The 25,354-nt window shown below is 55.4% G+C and carries 23 protein-coding genes; 14 read left to right on the top strand and 9 right to left on the bottom strand.

Features of this window, described 5'->3' with window-relative positions:
• Window positions 1–30 precede the first annotated feature (30 nt).
• Both ychF and M9H61_RS17940 read left to right on the top strand, forming a co-directional pair.
• On the top strand, window positions 31–1,134 hold the full coding sequence (ychF, locus tag M9H61_RS17935) for a redox-regulated ATPase YchF (RefSeq protein WP_068518865.1): 1,104 nt from the start codon (window positions 31–33) through the stop codon (window positions 1,132–1,134).
• Between the two features lie 151 nt (window positions 1,135–1,285).
• Window positions 1,286–2,014, top strand: coding sequence for a GMP synthase (locus M9H61_RS17940; RefSeq protein WP_250282078.1), 729 nt, complete (start codon window positions 1,286–1,288; stop codon window positions 2,012–2,014).
• Window positions 2,015–2,138: 124 nt separating this feature from the next.
• On the opposite strand, the gene M9H61_RS17945 is transcribed toward M9H61_RS17940, so the two are convergent.
• The 4 genes from M9H61_RS17945 to M9H61_RS17960 are packed head-to-tail and all read right to left on the bottom strand — an operon-like array spanning window position 2,139 to window position 5,690.
• Window positions 2,139–2,645 (bottom strand): DUF2478 domain-containing protein, encoded by a 507-nt coding sequence (locus tag M9H61_RS17945; RefSeq protein ID WP_068518864.1) that lies wholly within the window; start codon window positions 2,643–2,645, stop codon window positions 2,139–2,141.
• 3 nt (window positions 2,646–2,648) lie between these two features.
• Window positions 2,649–3,689, bottom strand: coding sequence for a zinc-dependent alcohol dehydrogenase family protein (locus M9H61_RS17950; protein WP_068518863.1), 1,041 nt, complete (start codon window positions 3,687–3,689; stop codon window positions 2,649–2,651).
• A gap of 42 nt (window positions 3,690–3,731) precedes the next feature.
• Window positions 3,732–4,709 carry a rhomboid family intramembrane serine protease gene (locus tag M9H61_RS17955; RefSeq protein ID WP_068518862.1) on the bottom strand — a complete coding sequence of 326 codons (978 nt, stop codon included), beginning with the start codon at window positions 4,707–4,709 and terminating at the stop codon, window positions 3,732–3,734.
• Window positions 4,710–4,766: 57 nt separating this feature from the next.
• Window positions 4,767–5,690: a LysR substrate-binding domain-containing protein gene (locus M9H61_RS17960; protein ID WP_068518861.1), complete on the bottom strand. Its 924-nt coding sequence runs from the start codon at window positions 5,688–5,690 to the stop codon at window positions 4,767–4,769.
• A 166-nt stretch (window positions 5,691–5,856) separates the two neighbouring features.
• Between M9H61_RS17960 and M9H61_RS17965 the strand changes: the two genes are divergently transcribed.
• Entirely contained in the window at window positions 5,857–6,384 is a 528-nt protein-coding gene (locus M9H61_RS17965; RefSeq protein WP_068518860.1) for a peroxiredoxin, read from the top strand.
• 178 nt (window positions 6,385–6,562) lie between these two features.
• Window positions 6,563–7,099 carry a carboxymuconolactone decarboxylase family protein gene (locus M9H61_RS17970; RefSeq protein WP_068518859.1) on the top strand — a complete coding sequence of 179 codons (537 nt, stop codon included), beginning with the start codon at window positions 6,563–6,565 and terminating at the stop codon, window positions 7,097–7,099.
• 86 nt (window positions 7,100–7,185) lie between these two features.
• Here M9H61_RS17970 and M9H61_RS17975 read toward each other — a convergent pair whose 3' ends face one another.
• Complete coding sequence (locus M9H61_RS17975; RefSeq protein WP_250282079.1) at window positions 7,186–7,992, bottom strand: alpha/beta fold hydrolase; 807 nt, start codon at window positions 7,990–7,992, stop codon at window positions 7,186–7,188.
• Window positions 7,993–8,119: 127 nt separating this feature from the next.
• Window positions 8,120–9,322: an aspartate transaminase gene (locus tag M9H61_RS17980; RefSeq protein ID WP_101245600.1), complete on the bottom strand. Its 1,203-nt coding sequence runs from the start codon at window positions 9,320–9,322 to the stop codon at window positions 8,120–8,122.
• A 320-nt stretch (window positions 9,323–9,642) separates the two neighbouring features.
• Here M9H61_RS17980 and uvrB point away from each other — a divergent pair, with 320 nt between their 5' ends.
• From uvrB to M9H61_RS17995, 3 genes are all read left to right on the top strand, one after another.
• The gene (uvrB, locus tag M9H61_RS17985) at window positions 9,643–11,778 is read left to right on the top strand and encodes an excinuclease ABC subunit UvrB (protein WP_250282085.1); all 2,136 of its coding nucleotides are present in this window, start codon (window positions 9,643–9,645) and stop codon (window positions 11,776–11,778) included.
• 211 nt (window positions 11,779–11,989) lie between these two features.
• A complete protein-coding gene (locus tag M9H61_RS17990; protein ID WP_181849006.1) occupies window positions 11,990–12,703 on the top strand; it encodes an ABC transporter substrate-binding protein in 714 nt (237 codons plus the stop codon).
• 158 nt (window positions 12,704–12,861) lie between these two features.
• Complete coding sequence (locus M9H61_RS17995) at window positions 12,862–14,220, top strand: Nramp family divalent metal transporter (RefSeq protein ID WP_250282096.1); 1,359 nt, start codon at window positions 12,862–12,864, stop codon at window positions 14,218–14,220.
• Window positions 14,221–14,310: 90 nt separating this feature from the next.
• On the opposite strand, the gene msrP is transcribed toward M9H61_RS17995, so the two are convergent.
• The gene (msrP, locus tag M9H61_RS18000) at window positions 14,311–15,279 is read right to left on the bottom strand and encodes a protein-methionine-sulfoxide reductase catalytic subunit MsrP (protein ID WP_114114238.1); all 969 of its coding nucleotides are present in this window, start codon (window positions 15,277–15,279) and stop codon (window positions 14,311–14,313) included.
• 224 nt (window positions 15,280–15,503) lie between these two features.
• Here msrP and M9H61_RS18005 point away from each other — a divergent pair, with 224 nt between their 5' ends.
• The 7 genes from M9H61_RS18005 (at window position 15,504) to M9H61_RS18035 (ending at window position 22,443) form a co-directional block, all read left to right on the top strand.
• The gene (locus M9H61_RS18005; RefSeq protein ID WP_101245893.1) at window positions 15,504–16,397 is read left to right on the top strand and encodes a LysR family transcriptional regulator; all 894 of its coding nucleotides are present in this window, start codon (window positions 15,504–15,506) and stop codon (window positions 16,395–16,397) included.
• 89 nt (window positions 16,398–16,486) lie between these two features.
• On the top strand, window positions 16,487–17,350 hold the full coding sequence (locus M9H61_RS18010; protein ID WP_082817808.1) for a putative hydro-lyase: 864 nt from the start codon (window positions 16,487–16,489) through the stop codon (window positions 17,348–17,350).
• 26 nt (window positions 17,351–17,376) lie between these two features.
• Entirely contained in the window at window positions 17,377–18,429 is a 1,053-nt protein-coding gene (locus M9H61_RS18015) for a TRAP transporter substrate-binding protein (RefSeq protein WP_250282098.1), read from the top strand.
• 28 nt (window positions 18,430–18,457) lie between these two features.
• Complete coding sequence (locus M9H61_RS18020) at window positions 18,458–19,006, top strand: TRAP transporter small permease subunit (protein WP_082817813.1); 549 nt, start codon at window positions 18,458–18,460, stop codon at window positions 19,004–19,006.
• Window positions 19,003–20,283, top strand: coding sequence for a TRAP transporter large permease (locus M9H61_RS18025; protein WP_206926882.1), 1,281 nt, complete (start codon window positions 19,003–19,005; stop codon window positions 20,281–20,283). Before M9H61_RS18020 ends, M9H61_RS18025 begins: the two co-directional genes overlap by 4 nt.
• Window positions 20,284–20,441: 158 nt before the next feature.
• Window positions 20,442–21,125, top strand: a complete 684-nt coding sequence (locus tag M9H61_RS18030; RefSeq protein WP_068518849.1) for a DUF2848 domain-containing protein — start codon at window positions 20,442–20,444, stop codon at window positions 21,123–21,125.
• A gap of 49 nt (window positions 21,126–21,174) precedes the next feature.
• On the top strand, window positions 21,175–22,443 hold the full coding sequence (locus M9H61_RS18035; protein ID WP_250282099.1) for an amidase family protein: 1,269 nt from the start codon (window positions 21,175–21,177) through the stop codon (window positions 22,441–22,443).
• Window positions 22,444–22,521: 78 nt separating this feature from the next.
• On the opposite strand, the gene M9H61_RS18040 is transcribed toward M9H61_RS18035, so the two are convergent.
• Together M9H61_RS18040 and M9H61_RS18045 are read right to left on the bottom strand one after the other, a co-directional pair.
• Entirely contained in the window at window positions 22,522–22,992 is a 471-nt protein-coding gene (locus M9H61_RS18040; protein ID WP_068518847.1) for a Dps family protein, read from the bottom strand.
• Window positions 22,993–23,160: 168 nt separating this feature from the next.
• Window positions 23,161–25,221 carry an elongation factor G gene (locus tag M9H61_RS18045; protein WP_250282101.1) on the bottom strand — a complete coding sequence of 687 codons (2,061 nt, stop codon included), beginning with the start codon at window positions 25,219–25,221 and terminating at the stop codon, window positions 23,161–23,163.
• Between the last annotated feature and the right edge of the window lie 133 nt (window positions 25,222–25,354).

Here is a 25,354-nt window from a genome sequence, read left to right on the forward strand (position 1 = left end):
GAACAGAAATTCAAGTGACGGAGCCCGAAGATGGGATTCAAATGCGGTATTGTTGGTCTGCCCAACGTTGGCAAATCGACCCTTTTTAACGCCCTGACCCAGACGGCAGCTGCCGAGGCAGCAAACTTCCCGTTCTGCACCATCGAGCCGAATACCGGTCGTGTCAGTGTTCCTGATGATCGTCTGGACAAGATTGCCGCGATTGCAAAATCGGCAAATATCATTCCGACCCAGCTTGAATTCGTTGATATTGCCGGTCTGGTCCGTGGCGCGTCCAAGGGCGAAGGTCTTGGCAACCAGTTCCTTGCCAATATTCGCGAAACCGATGCGATTGTGCATGTTCTGCGGTGCTTTGAAGATGGCGACATCACCCATGTTGACGGATCGGTTGACCCGGTACGTGATGCCGAAACCATCGAGACCGAGCTGATGCTGGCCGATATGGAAAGCCTTGAAAAGCGCGTTCCGGCCTTGCAGAAAAAAGCCCGTTCCAATGACAAGGATGCCAAGCTGGCGCTTGATCTGATCGAGCGCGCGCTTGTGGTGCTGCGCGATGGCCAGCCGGCCCGCGTGGTTGAAATCAATGGCGAGGACGAAGAAAAAGCATTCCGTATGCTGCAACTTCTGACCAGCAAGCCGATCCTTTATGCCTGCAACGTTGATGAAGACAGTGCGGCAGAAGGCAACGAACTTTCGGCCAAGGTTGCCGAAATGGCCGCTGCCCAGGGTGCGCGTTCGGTGGTGATTTCTGCGGCCATTGAATCGGAAGTGGCCCTGCTTGAAAGTGCCGAAGACAAGAAAGAGTTCCTTGAAGGTCTTGGTCTTGAAGAAACCGGTCTGGCCCGTGTCATTCGCGAAGGCTACAAACTTTTGAAACTTTTGACCTTCTTTACGGTTGGTCCGAAAGAAGCCCGCGCATGGACCGTGCATGAAGGGGCCACTGCACCCAATGCTGCCGGTGTCATCCACACCGATTTCGAGCGCGGCTTTATCAAGGCCGAAACCATCGCCTATGACGATTTCATCGAATTTAACGGCGAAGCCGGTGCGCGCGATAACGGCAAGCTGCGCCAGGAAGGCAAGACCTATATCGTCAAGGATGGCGATATCTTCCACTTTAAATTCAACGTCTAAGCCGTCCGGATTTCGGATCGAATTCAAGGGCCGTCGCACAATGTGCGGCGGCTTTTCCTTTGGGGAACAGCGTTTTTGACGGCAGGGGGCTTGTCAAAGAGGGCGTGAAGCAGATTTAATGAACCCAGTTCCGCACCATGATGAGGACCCGATGAACGAACTGAGTACCAATGATCGCATTTTGCTGATTTTCAATTCGGCCACCGGACAGCCGGGGCGGTTGGGAACGGTTTTGCGCAAATATGGTTACGAGTTCGATATTCGCCGTCCCGGCGAAGGCGATGCCTTGCCCGATGACCTGTCGGGCTATCATCTTGTTGTGGTGTTTGGCGGCCCGATGAGTGCCAATGACGATGATCTTGGCAATGTGCAGGCAATCATGGAATTCCTGCCCAAGGTCGTCGAAAGTGACGTTCTGTATCTGGGCATTTGTCTTGGCGCACAGATGATGGCGCGCCATCTCGGGGCGGATGTGGAACCCCATCCCGAAGGCTTGACCGAGATCGGATATTACCCGGTGCAGGCAACCGATGCCGGGCGTGATCTTTTCCCCGACGAGATGATGGTCTATCACTGGCACAGCGAAGGGTTCGGATTGCCCGAGGGGGCGGAGCTTGTGGCGACCGGGCCGACATTTCCCCATCAGGCCTATCACATTGATGAACGCATCTGGGGCATTCAGTTCCATCCCGAAGTTGATGATGAAACCCATGAACGCTGGCTTGCCAATGGTGGTGATAAAACCGACCGCCCCAATGGTCAGGGACCCGATGAACAACGCGCCGGACGGATCAAATATGATCAGGCATTCGGGGAATGGTTCGAACGGTTTGCCGCCCGGGTTCTGGTCCGTGAACGCACAACCCTTCAGACCGGATAAGGTGCACGCAAGTGCGGACTGGTTCGGGCAACCGGGCTGATTTGCCAGCGTGATATCCGGCCGTCATGCCGATTTACCGATTTGCCGATTTTTCCATTGCCGGTCAGCGATCAGCAGCCAGTCATCACGCGTCTTGCAGCAGGCTTGTCTGATGGTTCAGCCAGTCCAAGATTGCCTGTCGATCAAGGTCGAGACTTTCGGCAATGCCGCCATGGAAGTCGGCCCAGGCATCGGCATATTCACCGCGCACCCCGACCAGCACCGGCACGCCAAGTTCAAGCGCGCGTGAAATCACATCGCGCAAACCGCGCCCGTCGGCTTCGCTGCGGCCAAAGCGCGCGACAATCAACAGATCACAATCGGTTTCGACATCGCGTTCAAGCTGCTCGGACAGGGATGACAGGGCATCACCATCAAGCTTGCAGCCCTTTGCCATGGCGCCACGGTTCTTGGTGATCGGCATTTCATCGCCGCTGCGCAGATTACGGACATAAACCAATGTGCCGCAGTCCCGGTCCTTGCGCCGTTTTTGCACATAACCGGCGATGCGGTTGGCATCATAGCCCGCTGCGATATCGGCAAGGATATCGTCAATCGGTTGTTTGGGAAGAAACGCAATACCCGCCAGCATCGATCAGAACCGGTCAATGACAGTGACGCCGGTTCCGGCGAAGTGATCCATATTCATCAGCGCAGTGGCGCCTTCGGCCAGGGTGACGCGATCGCCGATCAGTTTTTGCGGGGCCAGTTTGCCGGTCATGATCATGTCGACCATGGCATCATAACGGAATGCCTGCATGCCGTGGCTGCCCAGAATTTCAAGTTCATGGGCAACGACCCGGTCCATCGGAACTTTGGCATGGGCGTGGTCGCCGGTCATCAGGCCGATCTGGATATGCTTGCCGCGTTTGCGCAGGGACGCGACAGAGTTAAAGCAGGTCACCGCACTGCCAAGCGCATCGACCGAGACATGCGCACCGCCGCGCGTGATGTCCTTGATCGCGGTCGGGATATCATCAATTGCCGCGGCATTGAGAACCGCATTGGCGCCAAGTTCCTTGGCAAATTCAAGCTTGGCATCGTCAATATCAACTGCCACCACATAGGCCCCGGCGGCGGCGGCAATCATGATTGCCGACAGACCCACACCACCAGCACCATGCACCGCGACGATCTGACCGGCACTGACCTTGCCCTGATCGATCACGCCACGGAAGCTGGTGGCAAAGCGACAGCCAAGACTGGCCGCAGTTGCGAAGTCCATTTCATCGGGCAGGCGCACCAGATTGGTGTCGGCATAGTCAATGGCGACAAATTCGGCAAAACTGCCCCAATGGGTAAAGCCCGGCTGGAATTGATGGTCACAGACCTGATGATTGCCACTGTTGCATTCCGGGCAATGACCACAGCCCGATACAAACGGGACGGTGACCCGATCGCCTTCCTGCCAGCGTTTGATATCCTTGCCGACTGCAACCACGGTTCCGGCAAATTCATGGCCCGGAACATGGGGCAATTGCACATCGGAATCATGACCCATCCAGCCATGCCAGTCACTGCGGCACAGGCCGGTTGCGCCAACTCTGATCACGACCCCGCCATTGGTCGGGGTCGGATCGTCAAGTTTCTGGACTTCGATCGGACCCTGATATTCGGTGAAATAGGCGGCGCGCATGGCAATCCTCCGACGGGGTTAGGGGACCCTTATGGGGTCAGTTCAATTATCGTCCGGGTTGGCGTCTTTATGCAAGCGAACAACTTTCGGAACACCAACAGACGGCTTTGTGGGCTGCTTTTGCTTTGGACCCGTGGCGGGGCGATAGCGCCCCCAGGGTGATGTATCGCGATTGTCGCCTTCCTTGCCCCACGGGCCGCGCTGATCGTCGCGCATGCTGGCATGTTTTGCCGCACGTTCGGCCTCGTAGGCAGCAGCCCATGGCGGGATGTTGGCACCCGTGCCAGCGTCGCGGGCCTTGCGGCCGGGGCGATAAATGCCAAAGGCCGGGGCGGGGGAGCCGTCATGCCAAAGCGGGATGTTGCGATGCTTGAAAAGCGGGATCAGGGCAAGACCGGCAACGAAACCCGCAATATGAGCAACCCAGGCAATACCGCCATCGGCACCGCTTCCGAAATTGATGATCTGGGTGACAAACCAGAAACCGAGCACGAAAACGGCGGGCACATAGAAAATGAAAACCCAGAAGAACCAGACCAGCACGCGTGCCTTGGGATAAAGCAGGAAATACGCCCCCAGCACGCCGGCAAGCGCCCCGGATGCACCGATCATCGGGATATGGGACTGGGTATCAAGCAGGCCATGGCCAAGGGCCGCGGCAATGCCGCAAATCAGATAGAACATCAAAAAGCGGAAATGCCCCATCGCATCTTCGACATTGTTTCCGAAGATCCAGAGATAGAGCATATTGCCGCCAAGATGCATCCAGCCGCCATGCATGAACATGGCCGAAAAGATCGACAAAAAGCCAAAGCCCGGCGGGAAGGGGGAGAATTCCGGTGGCAAGTCGGCATGGCCGAAGACAATGGCGGGGATTGCGCCATATTGCAGATTGACCAGCTGGGCCGACCGCGGATCAAGCGAGACGGTAAACAGAAACACCACGACATTGAGCGCAATGATCGCGTAGGTCACCCAGGGGGTGATGGTGGTCGGGTTGTTATCCTTGATCGGTAACATCGACGATAAGCCTGTTTCCTGTTTTACCCGTAAAACAAATCAATGACGCCGGGCAAATCAGGCAACGTCGGCCTGATGCCGCGGGGTAAGCCGGTCACGCAAATAGGTTGCCAGTTGGCGATATTCACGTTTACGGGCCGAACTTCTGCGCCAGACCATGCCGATGCGCCGGATCGGGACCGGGTTTTCAAACGGCATGATTTTCAAAAGGTCGGGGCGGCGGGCCTCGACTTCAAGCGACATTTCGGGAAGCAGGGTCGATCCGACACCCGCAGCCACCATCTGAACCAGGGTCGACAGGCTGTTGGCCTGGAAGTCGGCGGATTTGCTCCATCCGGCTTTCTGACAGACTTCAAGGGCCTGATCGCGCAGGCAATGGCCGTCTTCAAGCAGCAAAAGTTTTTCATCCTTGATATCGGAAATTTCAAGGCGGCTTTTGCTGGTCAGCGGGTTGTCGGGGCTGCAGGCAAAGACGAACTGGTCTTCGAACAGATCAAACTCTTCAAGCCAGGCTTCCTCGATCGGAAGGGCAATCAGGGCAAGATCAAGTTTGCCCGCCGACAGAAGCTTGATCAGGTTGCCGGTCTGGTCTTCGCGCAGGAAGGGCTGCAATTTCGGGAAGCCGGACTTGATCTGGGTCATCACATCGGGCAGCAAATACGGACCGATGGTTGGGATGACGCCGATATGGATCGGGCCCGACAGCGGTTCTGTCGCGGCCTGTGCCATGGTGGTCAGTTCGTCGACTTCCTGAAGAATGCTTCGCGCCCGCGAAACGACTTCTTCGCCCAGCGGGGTGATCAGGACCTGACGCTTGTTGCGTTCGACAAGCTGCGCGCCAAGAAGGTTTTCAAGTTCGTTGATTGCCGCAGACAGGCTGGGCTGCGTGATGAAGCAGGCCTCGGCCGCACGGCCAAAATGGCCGCATTCCGCAAGGGCAACTAAGTACTTGAGCTGCTTGATACTTGGTTGGGCAGCCATAAATTTTTCCTATCACCAACTGAGGATTTATCTATTTGTCTTAGTTAGTCCATTTCACTACAAATCGCCAGCAGGGAGTGCATTTTTTGCACTTGCACACAAGATGACACGGCCTGTCGGGGGCCGTTAATCGGGAATTTTAACTGGGTTATGGAGTACCAAAATAATGCTTACCGTTGGTGATACGCTTCCTGAATTCAATCTGACTGGTGTTTCGGGCAAAACCCCGGACAGCTTCGCACCGGTGACCGACAAGTCCTATGAAGGCAAATGGAAGATCCTGTTCTTCTGGCCGAAAGACTTCACCTTTGTCTGCCCGACCGAAATCGTCGGTTATGGCGAACTGAACGGTGAATTCGAAGACCGTGACGCAGTTCTTCTGGGTTGCTCGACCGACACCGATTTCGTCCATGCAGCATGGCGTACCCACCACGAAGATCTGGGTGACAGCCCGTTCGTATGGCTGGCTGACGAGAAAAAAGAACTTTCGGCAGCCCTTGGTGTTCTGGCAAAAGATGCCGGTGTTGCCCTGCGTGCGACCTTCATCGTCGATCCGGACAACATCATCCGTCACGTCCAGGTTAACGACCTTAACGTTGGTCGTAACCCGCAGGAAGCCCTGCGTATTCTTGATGCACTGCAGACCGACGAACTTTGCCCGTGCAACTGGAACCAGGGTGACGCGACCCTCTAAGTCGTATTTTACGACTTGGTCCAGACCGATTTTGGGGCCGGACACCTGTCCGGTCCCGTTTTCAGCCCATCGGGAAAATTTGATTGATCCATCTGCCGATATGGTCGGCGGCTTGGTGATGGCTGAAGAGTTTTGTGATTTTCGCTTTCAAAGCAGCAATGAATTCAGGGGTTAAACAATGACTTCTATCGTCGAAATCAAAGACGCAATGCCGTCCTATGCCAAGGATCTCAAACTGAACCTGTCGAGCATGGCCAACAATCCGGGCATGACCGACCAGCAGGTTTACGGCACAGCCCTTGCGTGTGCATTCGCATCGCGCAACGCCAAACTGATCAAGGCCGTTGCCGCTGAAGCAAAAGAAAAACTGTCCGAAGAAGCCATTGAAGCTGCCAAGGGTGCAGCGGCAATCATGGGCATGAACAACATCTATTACCGTTTCGTGCATCTGGTTTCGGATGCCGAATACGGTTCGATGCCAGCCCGCCTTCGCATGAACATCATCGGCAAGCCGGGCATCGACAAGGCCGATTTCGAACTGTTTTCGATCGCGGTTTCGGCGATCAACGGTTGCGGCATGTGCATCGATTCCCATGACAAGGTGCTCAAAGGTGCCGGCGTCAAAAAGGAAACCATCCAGAACGCCATCCGTATTGCATCGGTCATTCACGCCGTTGCGGTCGTGATCGACGCCGAAGACGCACTGGCCGAATAAGCCGACAGAATTCGGGCATAGCCCAATCAAAAAGCCCCGGTTGCATGACGCAGCCGGGGCTTTTTTGTTTGGGCGGCAAGTTGGTGTTAGCCATCGACAAGTTCGGCAAGGCCCAGATGCTTGAGGCTGGCGGCAATCACCTGATCGGGTTGATCAAAATGCGGGATGTGGCCGCAATTTTTGATCAGCATTTCGGTCGCCGGGCCGCTGACATTGGCGCAGATGGTGTGGACCTGTTCGTCGCTGCCAAACTGGTCATCATCGCCCTGAATGATCAGAAGCGGGCAGGTGATGCTGGCCAGTTCATCGACCATGTTCCAGTCACGAAAAGCCGGTTGCCGCCAGGTGTCGACCCAGGCGCTGAAAACGGCATCGGTCTGGAAGAAGTGATGGCGTTCAAGTTTGGTTTTCCAGTCGGTATTGGCATAAATGCCCGCCGCATCATTGATGCCGGCAATGGTGACGTCTTCGACAAAGACGTGGGCGGCCTCGGAAATCACCGCAGTGACATTGTCGGGGAAACGGGCGGCGTATTTAAGGGCAATGGTCGCGCCGTCACTGTGACCAAACAGGATGGGTTTGCTTAGTCCCAGTTCGGTGATCAGTCCGTGCAGATAAACATCGCTTTCGGTGTTGTGGAAATCGACCGCACGGGGAATGTCGCCATCGGCATGCGGGTCGGACCGGCCATGGCCGCGCCGTTCATAGACAATGACAGGATGCCGGGTTGCGGTTGCCAGTTTGGCGGGGAAGTCCCGCCACATGCGAATGGTGCCCAGGGCCTCGTGAAGGAAGATAATGGTCGGGGCATCTTCACGAACATCGGCAGGGGTGATCCGCTGACAGAACAAGCTTATTCCGTCGACGGTGGCGTAGAAGTTCTCGTTGATCATGATGTGTCCGATTTATCGGTAATTTAGTGCGTAATTATTGAATTCGATAATGGACAAAAAAACAGGGCCCGGCAAGTGCCGGACCCTGTTTGGTGATCAATGCCCCGAAATATCGGGTGCAGAAACCTTATTTCAGTGCAGCGCAAGCACGTTTGATACGTGCGCATGCTTCGGTAAGGGCCGCATCGGACGTCGCATAGGAAATGCGGAAATACGGAGCCAGACCGAATGCCGAACCCTGAACCGCAGCAACGCCTTCTGCTTCGAGCAGGTAGGTGACGAAGTCGGTGTCGGTTTCGATTTTCTTGCCATCCGGGGTGGTTTTGCCGATCGCACCCGCGCAAGACGGATAGACGTAAAACGCACCTTCCGGGGTTTTGCACGACAGGCCTTCGCATTCGTTCAGGGCTGCGACAACAAGGTCACGGCGCTTTTTGAAGACTTCTGCGCGTTCTTTAAGGAAGTCCTGCGGACCGCTAAGCGCTTCGATCGAAGCAGCCTGGCTGATCGAGGAGGTGTGGGTGCTGGACTGCGACTGGACCTTGTTGATCGCTTTGATCAGGTCTTTCGGGCCGGCAGCATAACCAAGACGCCAGCCGGTCATCGCATAGGATTTCGACACACCGTTACAGGTCAGCGTACGCTCTTTGAGCTTCGGCTCGATCTGGGCGATGGTGGTGAATTCGAAACCGTCATAGACGAGGTGCTCATACATGTCGTCAGACATGACATAGACGTTTTCGTGTTTCAGAAGAACGTCGGCAATCGCACGCAGTTCGGCACGCGAATAAGCCGCACCGGTCGGGTTCGACGGCGAGTTCAGAACAACCCATTTGGTTTTCGGCGTGATCGCAGCTTCGAGCTCGGCGGCGGTGATTTTGAAGTCGTTTTCTTCCTGGCATTCGACCACGACCGGGGTGCCTTCGGCCATCAGGGTCATGTCCGGGTAGGAAACCCAGTACGGAGCCGGGATGATGACTTCGTCGCCCGGGTTCAGCGTTGCAAAGAACGCGTTGAACAGGGTTTGTTTGCCACCACAACCAACGGTGATTTCGTCGATGGTGTATTCCAGGTCGTTTTCACGCTTGAACTTCTCGACAATGGCCTTGCGCAGCTCGGGAGTGCCAGCGACCGGAGTGTATTTGGTCTTGCCAGCATCGAGTGCCGCCTTGGCAGCTTCTTTGATGTTGTCGGGGGTATCAAAATCCGGCTCACCTGCGCCAAGACCGATCACGTCAACGCCAGCTGCCTTGAGTTCAGCGGCCTTGGTGGTTACGGCAATGGTGGGAGATGGTTTGATACGGCTCAAACGGTCGGCAATAAACGCCATTGGTCTGTTTCCCTGGAATGAAAAAAGAAGTGAAAAGAATCGCGTTCTTTCGGATCGGACCCTACGCCTGCCTTAAATGCAATTCAAGGCAGTTTGTCGCGTTTTGCGGGTTCTTTGGGATGAATTTATCCAATTTAACCGTCCACAGGATGTCAGATCGAACAGAACAGAATGCATAACGCGGTAAAATGGTTCTTGTTCCGGCAATCCTGATCCTGACGGCTCCTGACATTTCCTGACAGGAACTGTCAGGGGTGGGGCTTGCGATTGGTGCTATCTGACCTATAACTAGGGGCAAGATCAAACAAGGGATTTGCCCGATGGATGCGCTACCGGAATTTCTGACCAAACGTCGCCCGCCCGTTGAAGGGTCACGGGAATTCAAGCTGGTGACGGAATATCAGCCCGCCGGTGATCAGCCATCCGCGATTGCCGAACTGATGGCGGGCATCAACGAGAATGAACGTGATCAGGTTCTTCTGGGTGTGACCGGGTCGGGCAAGACCTTTACCATGGCCAATATCATCGCCAATACCCAGCGCCCCGCCCTTGTTCTTGCGCCAAACAAGACACTGGCCGCCCAGCTTTATGCCGAGATGAAGGGATTTTTCCCGGAAAACGCGGTCGAGTATTTCGTTTCCTATTACGACTATTACCAGCCCGAAGCCTATATCCCGCGGACCGATACCTATATCGAAAAAGACAGTTCGATCAACGAACAGATCGACCGGATGCGCCACGCCGCAACGCGTGCGATCCTTGAACGCAACGATTGTATCATCGTGGCGTCGGTGTCGTGCATTTACGGTATCGGGGCGGTGGAAACATATCTTGAGATGACCCAGCGCATTTCGGTTGGCGACGAGGTCGATCGCAACGACATCATGAAGCGGCTGGTCGAATTGCAATATACCCGCAATGACGCGGCCTTTTCGCGCGGCACCTTCCGGGTGCGCGGTGATGTGCTTGAGATTTTCCCGGCCCACGCCGAAGACCGGGCATGGCGGGTTTCGATGTTTGGCGACGAGATCGAGGAACTGGCCGAGTTCGATCCGCTGACCGGGCATAAATTTGCGACCATGGACTCGGTCACGGTTTATGCAAATTCGCACCATGTGACACCGCGCCCGACCCTTGTGCAGGCGATGGCCGGCATCAAGCAGGAACTGAAAGATCGCCTGGCACAGTTCCGCGAGGAGGGCAAACTTCTTGCCGCCGAGCGCATTGAACAGCGCACGACCTTTGACCTTGAAATGATGGAAACGGTCGGACACTGCAAAGGGATTGAAAACTATTCCCGCTGGTTGTCGGGCCGTAATCCCGGCGATCCGCCGCCGACATTGTTTGAATATCTTCCGGAAAATGCGTTGCTGTTTGTCGATGAAAGCCACGTGGCCGTCCCACAGATTGGCGGCATGTACCGGGGGGACTATAATCGCAAATTCACCCTGGCCGAACATGGGTTCCGCCTGCCAAGCTGTGTTGATAACCGTCCTTTGAAGTTCGAGGAATGGGACGCCATGCGCCCGCAAAGCGTGTTTGTTTCGGCAACACCGGGCAATTGGGAAATGGAACGCACCGGCGGTGTCTTTGCCGAACAGGTGATCCGTCCGACCGGTCTTATTGATCCGGTCTGTATTGTTCGCCCGGTTGAAACCCAGGTCGATGATCTTCTGGGTGAGGCCAAGGCATGTGCGGCCAAGGGCCAGCGCGTTCTGGTCACGACCCTGACCAAACGCATGGCCGAGGATTTGACCGAATATCTGCACGAACACGGCATTCGTGTGCGGTATCTGCATTCCGACATTGATACGCTTGAACGGATCGAGATCATCCGTGATTTGCGTCTGGGTGTGTTTGACGTTCTGGTTGGCATCAACCTTCTGCGCGAAGGCCTGGATATTCCGGAATGTGCGCTGGTCGCGATCCTTGATGCGGACAAGGAAGGTTTCCTGCGTTCGAAAACATCGCTGGTTCAGACCATTGGCCGTGCGGCGCGTAACGTTGATGGGCGGGTGTTGCTGTATGCCGACAAGATGACCGACAGCCTTGAATATGCGATTGGCGAAACCACCCGCCGCCGCGAAAAACAGATGGCCTATAACGAGGAACATGGCATCACGCCGGAAACCGTGCGCTCGCGGATCAATGATGTTCTCGAAAGTGTGGCCGAGCAGGATTACGTCACGGTCGATACCGGGGTTTCAGGCGATACCCTGATCGGTCACAATCTGCGTGCGCATATCGAGGATCTTGAAAAACGTATGCGTGAAGCCGCAGGCAATCTTGAATTCGAAGAAGCAGCGCGTCTGCGCGATGAGATCAAGCGTCTTGAGGACCAGGAACTTGGACTGGCCGAAGCAGGCCCGATGGCGCGCAGTATCGGTACCGCCGGGCCCGGGTCAAAATCGGTCAACAAACCGAAATACAAAGGACGTCGGCGCAAGGGCCCATAACAGGACATGACACATTTGCACGATTGTCGGTTGAGTATTCTTCCCGTGCGAATATAAGCCGTGGCAATCAGCATGCGGTGACCCAATCTAATGAAGATCGGGTATTTCACTGCCAGTGCAGAAAGTTAGTCAGTGTCAGATGGAGACGGGCTTGCGACAGCGCATGGTGTCTTGGGCGGTATGGTGTGTCTTTTCGATGATCGCGCTGCTGATGTCTGTTCAACCATCAGTGGCGCGCACGCTGGTTGTTGCGATCAATCATGCCCCGCCCTACCGGATTGTCGAGATGACCCCGTCCGGACCGGTCTATTCGGGCATTTATGTGGATGTGGCGCGCATCGCCGCAGCGCGGGCGGGCATCGAACTTGAATTTGAGGTCGTGCCGTTCCGGCGTGCGCTTTATATGCTTGAACATGGCGATGCCGACCTGATGCTGGGGCCGAACCGCACAGATGAACGCCAGAAATACATGTATTATTTCGGCGCGGCCTTACCCGAAGAACCCAAGATCATCTATACCGGCGTTCTGGATGCCGATGTCAAAAAAATCGAAGACCTTGCCGGACGGTCCATCGGGATATTGCGCGGCGCCAATTACGGCAGGCAAGTGGGGGATATCAGCGATGTGCGCAAGGTCGAAGCCGCAGATTACCTGACCTTGTTTCGGATGCTTGACGAACACCGGATATCGGCAATGATCGTCCCGGAACTTCTGGCCATCGAGCTGTTAAAGCAGGAAGGTCCTATGCGCATCCGCCGCGCCAGCCTTGTCTTGCAGGGAAGCCCGTCCTTTATCGCGGTGTCGCGGCAATCCCCCTATTTCATCAGCGGTGATTTTACCGAGTTTGAACGCCGTCTGGTGGAAATGCGCCAAGATGGGACCTTTGCCGAAATCTATGCCCGCTATGTGGACGGGGCGATGTAACGGCGCTGCCATTGTCTGATATCGTTCCAGAATGCAGCGTATCAGGCTGGAATATGGCGAAACTGCCTTAAATTTAGGTTTGACTAACTTTAAAAGTCGCGTCATAAATGATGACCTTACAGATCGTAAGGGTATTTCCACGAAGCAGGCCATTTCCAATGTCTGATGTTAATCAGGGGCGGATGCGCAATACCGGTTGGCGGGATGCACAGTCCGATCCATCCTTGATCGAAGTGTTCCGATCCATCGCGGTTTCGAACCATTCCGGCAAGTTCCGCAAGTTCCTGGCATTTGCCGGACCGGGATATCTGGTTGCGGTCGGCTATATGGATCCGGGCAACTGGGCGACGTCGCTTGCGGGTGGATCGCAATTTGGCTATGCGCTTTTGTCGGTGGCGCTGCTGTCCAATGTCATGGCGATTGTTTTGCAGTCCCTGTGTGCGCGGCTTGCGATTGGCTCGGGCCGTGATCTTGCGCAGGCCTGTCGGGATGCCTTTCCAAACTGGGTTTCCTGGCCGCTCTGGCTTTTGGCGGAGCTTGCAATCTGTGCCACCGATCTGGCCGAGGTGATCGGGACGGCGATTGCGCTTAATCTGCTTTTTGCCATTCCGCTTGAAATCGGCGTGTTGATCACAGCCGCCGATGTGTTGCTGATCCTGTGGTTGCAGGGGCGCGGATTCCGGTGGGTTGAAAGTTTTATCATTGCCCTGTTGGCGGTGATTTCGATCTGTTTTGGTATTCAGATCGCCATGGCCGATCCGGACTGGTACGGGGTAATTGTCGGTTTTGCGCCGACGGTTGATCTGCTGGGCAATCAGAACATGCTTTATCTTGCGCTGGGTATTATCGGCGCAACCGTGATGCCCCATAACCTGTATCTGCATTCCGGAATCGTGCAGACGCGCGCCTATGAACATACGCCTGAGGGCAAGCGAGAGGCGCTTAAATATGCCACACTTGATTCAACAATCGCCCTTTGCTTTGCGCTTTTGATCAATGCATCGATCCTTATTCTGGCGGCTGCAACATTCCATGTCAGCGGGCGGACCAATATTGACGATATCGGGGTGGCGCATGAGTTGCTCGCCCCGCTTTTGGGGGCGTCGGTCGCACCGAGCCTGTTTGCCATCGCATTGCTTTGTTGCGGGCTGAGTTCGACCGTGACTGCGACCATGGCCGGTCAGATCGTGATGGAAGGTTTCATCAATATCCGCTTGCCCAACTGGTTGCGCCGATTGGTGACGCGCCTTATCGCGATTGTGCCCGCCGCCGCAGTGACGGTGATTTACGGGGATGCACAGACGGCCAAGCTTCTGATCCTGTCGCAGGTGGTGCTGAGCTTCCAGTTGCCGTTTGCGGTCGTGCCGCTTGTGATGTTTACGGCCTCGCGTGAGAAAATGGGCGATCTGCGCGCGCCAAGATGGCTTACGGTATTTGCAACGATCATCGCAGCGATCATCATCGCCCTGAATATCAAGCTGCTTTATGACATCGCCTTTAATGGGGCAATGGGGTGAGCCCCGCGACCCGATCAAAGTCAAAAGGGCTGCCAGATTGGCAGCCCTTTGGCGTTGCATGATGGTTTGATCGCGACGGTTCTGTTGAGTTCACATGAACAGCTTTTCGTTTTCCATGCCCTTATACATGTCGGCAACATAATCGCCGTAACCATTGTAAATCCGTGTCGGGACACTTTCGCCATTATTGAGCAACTGCTCATATGCCTGGCTCCAGCGCGGATGGGGTACTTCGGGGTTCACATTGGCCCAGAAGCCATATTCGTCGCTGTTGATATCTTCCCAGAAGCTTTTGGGGCGCTGATCAGTGAAGCTAAAGCGAACGATGGACTTGATGTTTTTGAAACCATATTTCCACGGCGTGACCAGACGGAGCGGCGCACCGTTCTGCTTGGGCAGTTCCTCGCCATAAATGCCTGTGGCAATCATGGTCAGTTCATTGGTGGCTTCGGCGATGGTCAGGCCTTCGATATAGGGCCAGGGATACCAGAACTGACGTAGGCCCGGCATGGTGTCCTTTTGGCTGGCGGTTTCCATTTCGACATATTTGGCGCCTGAAAGCGGCTTGGCAAAATCGACCAGTGCCTTCATCGGGAAACCGGACCAGGGAACGGTCATTGCCCATGCCTCGACGCAGCGGAAACGATAAACGCGTTCTTCCAGTGGCATCTTGCGGACAAGATCTTCGAAATCGATCTCGATCGGGTTTTCGACAAGACCGTCGATCTTGACCGTCCATGGACGGATATTCATCGCCTGGGCGGCCTGCGAGATCGATTTGTGCGACCCAAATTCGTAGAAGTTGTTATAGGTCAGCGCCTTGGCCTTTTCGGTCAGTTCGCGATCAACCGTATAGGCGGGATTGCGTGATACCGGATAAAGATCGGCGGTGGATGCAGCACCTTGCGCCAGCGCACTGCCGATGGGCAGGGATGCGGCGGTTGCACCGATGGAACCGGCAGCGATGCCCTTAAGAAACTGTCGACGGTTTTGGTAAACCGATTGCGGTGTGGCATCACGTTCAGGTATTTCCCAGCCCTTCTTGCGGCGTATCAGCATGTCGTCCTCCAATTGCGCACTTGTTCCAATGTCCGTGCAAAAGCTGCTTTGGGCAAGTCACGCCTCGGTGATCAGTTGGTGAAATGCCGTTGAATTCACCTGCTTATGCGTCACCTCTTACGTGGAAAGCGGCCCATCTGATCAGATCCATGATCAATTGATCGTGCGAAGTGATCGGATGGAGGGTAAAGTGATCACAAACAATATTGATCAGGGTGGATGGCGTGTTTGAATTCAAGGATATCGAAATTCTGCAAGATATCGTCAAGGCTGGCGGTTTTCGGGCAGCAGCCCAGAAATACAATCTGTCGCAATCGGCGATTTCGGCCCGGGTTTCGGGGTTGGAAAAGAAACTGGGCATCATGCTGTTTGATCGCAGCAACCGGCAGGTTCGCCTGACGGCGGCGGGTTTGCGCTTTGTCGAGGAAGCCCAGCGGCTGTCACGGGCGCGCGACCGCATCTGGCAGGAATTGACCCATCCGGGCGAACTGAGCGGAACCGTGCGCATCGGTGTTGCCGAAACCATCGTGCATACGCTTTTGACCGATATGCTCAACAAGCTGAAAAATGACTTTCCCAAGGTCCGGTTCGAATTGTCAGTCGATACATCCGGGCAGCTTGGCAAGGCGCTTGAAGATGACGAGATGGATGTCGCGATCATGTTGCGCGAATCCGTGCCCCAAGGTGCGGTGGCAGCTCCGTTAAAGCCGGTTGAACTGGGCTGGTATTGTGCCGAAACGATGGAACTGGGGGATGCACCCCTGTCACTAAGTGAGCTGGCAAGCCACGCCATCGTGACATTTCCAAAGGGCACCCCGCCATTCCGCGAGGTCGAAAGCATCTTTGCCGCACCCGATATTTCCCAGCCGGCATTGCATGGTTCGGCATCGCTTTCGACCGTCAAACATCTGGTGGCGGGGGGCTTCGGGATCGGGGTTTTGCCGACCCTGATGGTCAAGAATTCCGTTTGGGATGAACATATTAAGCAAATCCCGGTGCGCGATGAGGCATCGCTGACGGCGTTGCATTTTGTCATCACCTATTACCCGGAACGCAACCGCGAAATCGGGGCAGCAGTACAGGAAGCAGCAAAACTGTTTGATCAAACTGATCGCTAAATACGATCAAAAATCAGATAAAATGATTTCTTGACAAGATCGGTCCGGTTTCTCAATCTTTACAAAGAGGCAGAGAATGGGACTGAAAAATGAACGCGTCAAAAAGCGCCCCCCGTTCCGTTGACATCGCGAAAGAAGCCATTTCCGCAATTACGCCACTGGCGTTGCGCAAGGCGATCCGTAGCGGCGAACATACAGGGACGACCACCGGTTATTCATCAGGTTACCTTCAGGGCAATCTGGCGATCCTGCCGGCCGACTACGCAGACGAGTTTCTGCAATTCTGTGCAAAGAACCCCAAATCATGCCCGTTGATCGGGATGTCCGAACCGGGATCGCCGTTTATCCCGGCACTGGGCGCGGATCTTGATATTCGCACCGATCTTCCGGGGTATCGCATTTTCCGCGGCAGTGCTGATTACACCAGTGCGACCGATCTGACCGATGTCTGGCGCGATGATCTGGTGACATTCGTTCTGGGTTGTTCGTTTTCGTTTGAAGCGGCAATCACGCGCGGCGGTGTGCCGCTGCGTCACATGGATGCCAACCGCAATGTGCCGATGTATGTGACCAATATCGAAACGTCCCCAGCCGGGCGTTTCCATGGTCCGCTGGTGGTATCGATGCGGTCATTCACCCCGGGCGACGCGATCCGGGCGATCCTGTATTCCGATCGATATCGTCTGGCCCACGGCGCACCGGTTCATATCGGTGACCCGGCCCAGATCGGTATTGCGGATATCATGAAACCGGACTTTGGAGATGAACCCGTCATTCATGAAGGGGACATTCCGGTTTTCTGGGCGTGCGGAGTCACGCCGCAAATGGCAATTCGCAATGTCTTACCCGAATTTGCCATCACGCACGAACCCGGCCTGATGCTTGTGACCGATGTCCTTGCCGAGGCCGCGGAGTTTTCCCTTCAGACCAAACCACACACACACCAATCATAAACGATCTATCAGAGAGGACTTTTCTTATGAAAAAGATGGTTTCTTCGCTTTTGGCGGTTTCTGCCCTGGGTGCAGGTTTTGCCGCAACCCCGGCCTTTGCCGAGGATCTTTCGGTTGTCGGCAGCTGGAGCAGCCTGCCGCTTTACAAACAGTATGAAAGCCCGTTCTGGACCGAAACCCTTCCGGCAGATTCCAACGGCGAATTCAATGTTGAAATGACCACCCATGACCAGATGGGCATCGGTGGCGGTGACGTGTTCCGTATCCTGAGCGACGGCGTTTTTGACGTTGCCATGACCGTTGGTGATTACGCAGTTGGCGATGCGCCGGAGCTTGAAGGCCTTGACGTGCCGCTGGTTGCCAACACCGCAGCCGAAGCAAAAGCAATGGTCGAAGCAGCCCGTCCGATGGTTGATGACATCTTTGCCGATCGTTTCAACGCCAAGGTTCTGGCAGTTGCACCGTACCCGCCGCAGGTCGTTTTCTGTGCCGGTGAAGTCAACACGCTTGCCGATCTTAAAGGCAAGAAAGTCCGTGGTTCGGGCCGTATGACCACCAAGTTCCTGGAAGCACTGGGTGCGACCGGCGTGAACGTTGCCTTCTCGGAAGTTCCGGGCGGTCTTGAGCGTGGTGTGATCGATTGTGCCGTTACCGGTGCCGGTTCGGGCTATAGCGCAGGCTGGTGGGAAGTTTCCGATCACCTGATGACCATTCCGCTGGGCGGCTGGGATCCGGTTGTGACCGCGATGAACATGGACAAATGGAACAGCCTGAGTGCCGAACAGCAGGCCTTCATCATGGATGAAGTCAAAACCAAGTTCGAAGCACCGGCCTGGGCATCTGCGGCAGATGCGCTTAAAAATGATGTTGCCTGCCTGACCGGCAATGGCACCTGCCCGGCAGGTGATGCGGCAAGCATGAAACTGGTTGAAGTTTCTGACGCCGATGTTGCCAAGGCCAAGGAAATCCTGACCACCACGGTTCTGCCGGAATGGGCAGAGCGCGCTGGTAACGACTGGGTTAAACGCTGGAATGATAGCGTTGGCGCGACCGTCGGTGTTACCGTACCGCTGAACTGATCAAGAGTGTATGGCGGAGACCGAAATCGTGACCCAAAAACTGATTGCGGCCATCCGCCGCACCAACCGCATAATCGCGCTGCTCGTCGGACTTGTTCTGATGGGCAGCGTGGCCCTGATCATCGCCGAGATTTTGCTGCGTGAAGTTGGCATCTCGCTTGGCGGATCAGAAGAAATTTCAGGTTACGTCATGGCAGGCGTTGCAAGCTGGGGGCTGTCATTTGCCCTGACCGAGCTTGCTCATGTCAGGATTGACCTTATTCGTTTGAAATTGCAGCAGCGCGGCAAGGCGTTCCTTGATCTGCTGGCAATTGTTGCGCTGGCCGCAGTAGCATCGATTGTTGCCATTCAATGCTGGCCGGTGCTGTCCAAGACGATCGAACGCGGATCAACCGCAAACACGCCGCTTGAAACGCCGCTTTGGATTCCGCAGGCTATCTGGTTTTCCGGCTGGTTGTGGTTTGCGGTCTGTTCCTGTGCGCTGGTGATCCTTACCCTTATTCTTTTGATGCGACGCGATCTTGAACAGGCCGATACGCTTGTTGGTGCCCGCTCTGAACTGGAGCTGGAATCATGATTTTTGCTGTTACCGCATCCTTGCTGGGTCTTTTGGCCCTGTCGATCCCGGTCGGGATTGTTCTTTTCCTGCTCGGGATTGGTGTTGATCAGTTCTTTACCCCGTTCCCGTTGTTGCGCGGGTTGGGGCAGGTTGTCTGGTCGTCGTCCAATTCTTCGACCCTGATTGCCATTCCGTTCTTTGTATTGCTGGGTGAAATCCTGGTGCGCGGCGGGATTGCCGCAAAAACCTATGAGGCACTTGATAAATGGTTCTCATGGCTGCCCGGTGGTCTGATCCATGCCAATATCGGTACGGCAACCATGTTTTCGGCAACCTCGGGGTCGTCGGTTGCGACGGCTGCCACCGTTGCGACAGTCGCCATGCCGCAGGCCGAGAAGCTTGGTTATGATCCCAAACTGTTTTCCGGGGCGATTGCCGCGGGCGGTACATTGGGCATCATGATCCCGCCGTCTATCAACCTGATTGTTTACGGGTTCCTGACCGAAACATCGATCCCGCGCCTGTTCCTTGCCGGTCTGGTGCCGGGCCTTGTGATGGCGGTGGCCTTCATGCTGGTGACAGCGGCCCTTTGCAAAATCAAACCGTCGCTTGGCGGGCAGAGCCGGTCCTTTACCTGGTCGGAACGCATTGTCAGCCTGAAGCATTTGCTGCCTATCCTTGTGCTGTTCTTTGTGGTGATCGGATCGATCTATGCCGGTTGGGCGACCCCCACGGAATCAGCCGCGGTTGGTGTTGCGATTGCACTTGCGATTGCTGCCTTTAACAAGGGTGTATCCAATCAGATGGTCAAAATGTGCCTTTTGGGCACGGTGCGGATTACCGCGATGATCATGCTGGTGATTATCGGCGCCTATTTCTTGAACTTCACCCTGACGGCAGCCGGTATGGGTCGCGAGCTCAAGGAGCTTCTGGTCGGTCTTAACCTGAGCCCGATGGGAACCCTTTTGGTGGTGATCGCGCTTTATATCGTGCTGGGCTTCTTTATCGAGACCCTGTCGTTGATGGTGGCGACCATTCCGATCATTGTGCCGATCATGGTTGGCATGGGGTTTGACAAGGTCTGGTTTGGCATTCTTCTGATCGTTCTGATCGAGATGGCGCTGATTACCCCGCCGGTCGGATTGAACCTTTATGTCGTGCAAGGCGCACGCAAGACCGGACGATTGTCCGAGGTCATGCTGGGCACCATCCCGTTTGTTCTGGTGATGGTGGCCATGATTATCGGTCTGATCTTCCTGCCTGATCTTGCACTTTTCCTGCCGGAATATCTCTGAGCCGGGCACGCGCAGACCCCATTTCCCTGAACGGGCCGAAAAAGAATGCGGATCCACAACCGATCCGCATTCGGGCCCCGCGTCCGCCTGTTGCATCGCGTATCCGCACCGCGCAACAGGCCGGACGCCCCAAAAAACAAGTTGAACGGACTATAAAAATGCAGATGAAATTCAGCCTTTCTGGCAAAGAGATCGCCTTTGATATCAGCCATTGCACCGTTGCCGGTTGGACCGGACGCGATGCCAAGGCCATTCAGCATCACATCGACGAGCTGGCCGCAATCGGTGTCAAACCGCCGTCAAGCGTTCCGCTTTATTACCGGACGGCATCGGGCATGGTAACCCAGCAGGACGTGATTGAAGTGGTTGGCAAAGGCACATCGGGCGAGATCGAACCGTTCCTGATTGCAAGTGACGGTGTGCTTTATATCGGTCTGGCATCCGATCATACCGACCGTGAACTTGAAGCGCATTCGGTTGCCCTGTCCAAACAGATCTGTGAAAAGCCGGTGGCACGCGACATCTGGCGTTTTGACGAAGTGGCCGACCATATCGAACAGATCGAAATGCGGTCCTGGATTTCGGAAAAGGACGGCGATGACTGGGTTCTGTATCAGGAAGGCACGATTGCCTCGATCCGTCCGTTGACTGACCTGATTGATGGTTCGGGTCTGATGTCATCGGCCCCGGCCGGCAAGGCATCGGTGATGCTGTGCGGGACCCTTGGTGCCAAGGGTGGCGTGCGTCCGGCAAAACGTTTCAAAATGGCGTTGCATGATCCGGTACTTGGTCGCACGATCGAGCATTCTTATGCAATTAATGAACTGCCGGAAATTGCCTGAGCCAGTTTCCGTCTGAACCATAACGATAAAACAAGGATGAGGCAGCCAGATGGGTGCGATGATCGACAAGGCACAAGCAGCAATCGACAAGGTCAATGAACTTGGGGATCTGAAAGGTAAAATCTTTACCGAATTTGACCCGGACCGGATTCTGGCTGCTGCGGCAAAGGCCGAAGAAATGGCTGCTGCCAATCCCGACCTGCCACTGGCCGGGATGCTGGTGTCGATCAAGGACCTGTATGACGAGGCCGGCATTGCCACCACGGCGGCATCCAAGCTTTTGCTTGATCGCGCACCGGCCGATCAGGATTGCGATGTTGTTGCCCAGGTCAAAAAAGCCGGTGCGATCCCGTTCGGGCGCACCAGCCTGAGCGAATTTGCCTATTCCGGTGTCGGGCTTAACCCGCATTACGGCACACCTGGCAATGTGTTCGACCCTGAAGGCATTCCGGGCGGCTCAACATCGGGCGGCGGTTTGACCGTTGCCCATGGTCTGGTTGATTTTGCACTTGGCACCGATACGGGCGGATCGATCCGCATCCCGTCGGCAATTAACGGGCTTTACGGTTTCAAACCCAGCCGGTTGTGCGTTTCGGGCAAGGGCATCCATCCGTTGGCAAAAAGTTTTGATACGCCAGGGCCGCTTGCACGTGATCTGGAAACCGCGATCACGGTTTTCGAAGTCATGACCGGCAAGACCGTTGCGCAGACTGCAGCGAAATCCATGCGGATCGGTGTGCCGACCAGCGGGTTTGTCGACGGGCTGGATGACCGGGTCAAAGCCGACTTTGCCGCGATTTGTGACAAGCTGAAATCGGCGGGCCATGAGTTGGTCGAGATCGAGCTTGGCTTTGTTGCCGAGAATGCGATCCTGAATAAGATGCTGGTGGCGTTTGAAGCCCACGCGATCTATTCGGGGGATTTGGAGGCGCTGGAAACGGTCGGTGATCCACGTGTTCTGGCACGGATCAAATTTGCCGAAACCCTGTCCAAGGACGAAATGATCGCAGCCTATGCCAAGCGGGCCGACATTGTTTCGATGTTTAATGCCGCGACGGCCGATGTCGATGTCATGATTGCGCCGACCTTGCCAATGATGGCACCGAAAATTGCCGAGGTCGAAGCCGATTTCGACCATTTGAATGCGCAGATGTTGCGCAATACCAGTTATCTTAATCTGGTTGATGCCTGTGCCATTTCGATCCCGGTCCATGTTGAAGGCGAAACCGTCCCGGCGGCCTTGATGATCGCAGCCCCGCACGGGGCGGATAAAGTAGTCCTGAATGCAGCCCGCCAGATCGATCCGCTGTTTGGCTAAGATCATCTGCCTGACAGATTAAAAAAACGGCCCGGGATTTCCGGGCCGTTTTCTGTTTGGGAAAGATTGATCTGATGATCAGCTTTCAAGCAGGGAACGCAGCATCCAGGCGGTTTTTTCATGAACCTGAATGCGGGCGGTCAGAAGGTCGGCAGTCGCGTCATCGTCCGAGCTGTCGCAAATCGGATAAAGCGAACGCGCGGTCTTGATCACGGTTTCATGGCCCGATACCAGCTGACGGATCATGTCCTTGGCAGCGGGGACGCCTTTTTCTTCCTCGATCGAAGACAGTTCGGCATAGGCCGAGAAACTGGCCGGTGCAAAGGCACCCAGCGAACGGATACGTTCGGCGATTTCATCAATCGCGGTGGCCAGTTCGGTATATTGTTCTTCGAACATGGTGTGCAGGGTCTGGAACATCGGACCCGTCACGTTCCAGTGGAAGTTGTGAGTCTTGAGATACAGCGCATAGGAATCAGCCAGAACGCGGCCAAGGCCGTCGGCGATTGCAGTGCGGTTGGTTTCATTGATGCCAATATCAATCTGCATGGTCGATCTCCTTTCGTCGAGGGCGCAACCCACGAAGGTTCTTTGTGTTTCTGTCTTGAGAAGGAGTATGAAACACGCAGAAACGTTACGCCAATCAATAGTTTATTGATTTGCAATAGATCAATTCTATTACAAAAAGTGTGGTTATAGATTGTGTCATGCCAAGGGCTATTTCCCGGCTTTCTGTTGCAGGGTGACGATGGTGTCGGCCTGTTTCCCGGTTAGTTCCTGCATGTGGGAATAGCTGCGTGTGAAAAAGCCGGTTCCCTGTGTCAAAGAACGTAATTCCGTCACCATGTCGGCGGTTTCCGATGTCGGCATCTGAACGTCGATTTCATCCCATCCCTGCCAACCATCCTTGGCATTGAAGCCAAGAATTTGACCGCGCCGGGTGCTGACCAGCCGCTGGGCCTTGGATGTGAAATCTGACGGGATCGAAATGATACAGCGATCAACCGGTTCAAGAAGCACCGGACCGGCATTGCCAAGTGCCTCGCTGATGGCGATGCGGCCAGCCATCTGGAAGGCCTGATCGGAACTGTCGACAGTGTGATAGGACCCGTCGACCAGCTTGACGGCGACATCAATCACGGGAAAACCAAGTGGCCCGCATCGCAAGCCGTCACGAATGCCTTTTTCGACTGCCGAGATATATTGCCGCGGGATGGCGCCACCAACGATATGGTCGCTGAAGTCAAATCCTTCGCCGCGGCCAAGCGGGCGCAGTTCGATTGCCGCATCCCCGAATTGGCCATGTCCGCCGGTCTGTTTTTTATATCGTCCGCGGGCCGAGGACGGTTTGCGGATGGTTTCCTGATAACCGGTCAGGACCGCCGTCGTGGTGATTTCCAGATGATAGTGATCACGCAGATGTGCCAGCGCGCATTGCAGGTGAATGTCCCCCTGACCGGCCAGAACCAGTTGTCCGGTGCTGTCGTTGTGGGTGAAGCTCAGGGAACGGTCCTGTTCGCATAAATGTCGCAAGGCTTCGGTCAGTTTGACATCATCACCCGGTTTGGTGACTTCAAGCCCGGTTTCATAAAGCGGGGGCAGGGGATCGGGCCATAAACTGTCGATCAGGCCATCGGTTGCAACCAGGCTTCCGGTGCGCAAATGTTCAACGCGCGGCAGGCCGACAATTGCCCCGGTTCGCGCAGCATCAAGCTTTTCATGCTTGTCGGCAAAGATGGTGCAAAGTCCTGACAGCTTGTCCGCACCAAGCGCATCACCGTTTTTAAGCCCCCCCGACAGGACGCGCCCAAAGCAGAACCGCCCGGCATGGGACAGATGCAGGGTTTTGAAAATCTGAACGATGGTTTTCTGATCATCGGGATCAACACCAAGACGATGGGCACAGACATCCGCCGCAGGGGCTTCGTGGCGCAATGCCTTAAGCAGCCGGATAATCCCGTGATCCTGTTCGGCCGATCCGAAAAACACCGGCACGATCAGATCGCGGCCAAGATCCTGTTTAAGATTGTCATAGATCGTGGCAGGGGCGGGTGTTTGATCTTCGAGAATTTGTTCAAGAAGATCATCATCAAAATCAGCCAGTGTTTCGAGCAGCCCTTCGCGTGCTTCGTCTTCGCGGCTTGCCAGCGTGGAGGGCATGGTAATCAGTTTGGAAGGCTGACCTTCGAGATACTGGTAAGCCCGTTCAGAAACGATATCGACAAAGCCGGTGATGGCATCGTCATGACCATCGCCATCGCGGATCGGTATTTCACGCAGGATCAGGGGGCGTTCGGAAATGGATTGCAGGGCGTCGATATTATCGCGCAATCGCACGCCGGCATGATCGGTCTTGTTGATGAAAATCAGATGGGGGATGCGGTTGCGATCAAGAAATTTCAGGATCGGGGCAACCGTCATCACCCGGGCGGGATCACAATCAACCACGACAATGGCGACATCGCAGATCATCGCGACTTCGCGGGCATCCTGGGCAAAGTCAACCGATCCCGGACAGTCGATAAAATGCCATTCCTCGTCAAGATAGGTGGTCTGGGCGCAGGTGAGTTCGGTACTCATTTCGCGGGTGCGCGATTGGGGATTGTTGTCACCGACGGTATTGTGGTCGCGGATGTTTCCCTTGCGGTGGATGCGCCCGGTTGCACATAGCAAACTTTCAAACAGGGAAGTCTTGCCGCTGGAATAGGGGCCGATCAGGGCCGCAACGCGCGGGGGATGTGTGCCGGGTGAAGTGGTCGAACGGGCGGTGCTGGGCATTGGCATCTCCTTGAACAGGAAGACCGATATCCCATGGTGCCGGGCGTGTGTTGCGATCTGTTCCACGCTGCAGCAATCCTGGCAGCCGGTCTGGACGTTTCGAATGCCCGGTTTTGTCCGGGATGTCTTTTTA

Source organism: Thalassospira sp. GO-4, from assembly GCF_023588965.1.
Classification (GTDB): Bacteria; Pseudomonadota; Alphaproteobacteria; order Rhodospirillales; family Thalassospiraceae; genus Thalassospira; species Thalassospira povalilytica.

Excerpts from the sequence above, each read along its gene's own strand:
- M9H61_RS18015 (WP_250282098.1), top strand. The coding sequence starts at position 17,377 with ATGAAAAAGATGGTTTCTTCGCTTTTGGCGGTTTCTGCCCTGGGTGCA.
- M9H61_RS17945 (WP_068518864.1), bottom strand. The coding sequence starts at position 2,645 with ATGCTGGCGGGTATTGCGTTTCTTCCCAAACAACCGATTGACGATATC.
- M9H61_RS18030 (WP_068518849.1), top strand. The coding sequence starts at position 20,442 with ATGCAGATGAAATTCAGCCTTTCTGGCAAAGAGATCGCCTTTGATATC.
- M9H61_RS17975 (WP_250282079.1), bottom strand. The coding sequence starts at position 7,992 with ATGATCAACGAGAACTTCTACGCCACCGTCGACGGAATAAGCTTGTTC.
- M9H61_RS17960 (WP_068518861.1), bottom strand. The coding sequence starts at position 5,690 with ATGGCTGCCCAACCAAGTATCAAGCAGCTCAAGTACTTAGTTGCCCTT.
- uvrB (WP_250282085.1), top strand. The coding sequence starts at position 9,643 with ATGGATGCGCTACCGGAATTTCTGACCAAACGTCGCCCGCCCGTTGAA.
- M9H61_RS18025 (WP_206926882.1), top strand. The coding sequence starts at position 19,003 with ATGATTTTTGCTGTTACCGCATCCTTGCTGGGTCTTTTGGCCCTGTCG.
- M9H61_RS17965 (WP_068518860.1), top strand. The coding sequence starts at position 5,857 with ATGCTTACCGTTGGTGATACGCTTCCTGAATTCAATCTGACTGGTGTT.
- ychF (WP_068518865.1), top strand. The coding sequence starts at position 31 with ATGGGATTCAAATGCGGTATTGTTGGTCTGCCCAACGTTGGCAAATCG.
- M9H61_RS18010 (WP_082817808.1), top strand. The coding sequence starts at position 16,487 with ATGAACGCGTCAAAAAGCGCCCCCCGTTCCGTTGACATCGCGAAAGAA.
- M9H61_RS17950 (WP_068518863.1), bottom strand. The coding sequence starts at position 3,689 with ATGCGCGCCGCCTATTTCACCGAATATCAGGGTCCGATCGAAGTCCAG.
- M9H61_RS17980 (WP_101245600.1), bottom strand. The coding sequence starts at position 9,322 with ATGGCGTTTATTGCCGACCGTTTGAGCCGTATCAAACCATCTCCCACC.
- M9H61_RS18045 (WP_250282101.1), bottom strand. The coding sequence starts at position 25,221 with ATGCCCAGCACCGCCCGTTCGACCACTTCACCCGGCACACATCCCCCG.
- M9H61_RS17955 (WP_068518862.1), bottom strand. The coding sequence starts at position 4,709 with ATGTTACCGATCAAGGATAACAACCCGACCACCATCACCCCCTGGGTG.
- msrP (WP_114114238.1), bottom strand. The coding sequence starts at position 15,279 with ATGCTGATACGCCGCAAGAAGGGCTGGGAAATACCTGAACGTGATGCC.
- M9H61_RS17940 (WP_250282078.1), top strand. The coding sequence starts at position 1,286 with ATGAACGAACTGAGTACCAATGATCGCATTTTGCTGATTTTCAATTCG.
- M9H61_RS17970 (WP_068518859.1), top strand. The coding sequence starts at position 6,563 with ATGACTTCTATCGTCGAAATCAAAGACGCAATGCCGTCCTATGCCAAG.
- M9H61_RS17995 (WP_250282096.1), top strand. The coding sequence starts at position 12,862 with ATGTCTGATGTTAATCAGGGGCGGATGCGCAATACCGGTTGGCGGGAT.
- M9H61_RS17990 (WP_181849006.1), top strand. The coding sequence starts at position 11,990 with ATGTCTGTTCAACCATCAGTGGCGCGCACGCTGGTTGTTGCGATCAAT.
- M9H61_RS18035 (WP_250282099.1), top strand. The coding sequence starts at position 21,175 with ATGGGTGCGATGATCGACAAGGCACAAGCAGCAATCGACAAGGTCAAT.
- M9H61_RS18040 (WP_068518847.1), bottom strand. The coding sequence starts at position 22,992 with ATGCAGATTGATATTGGCATCAATGAAACCAACCGCACTGCAATCGCC.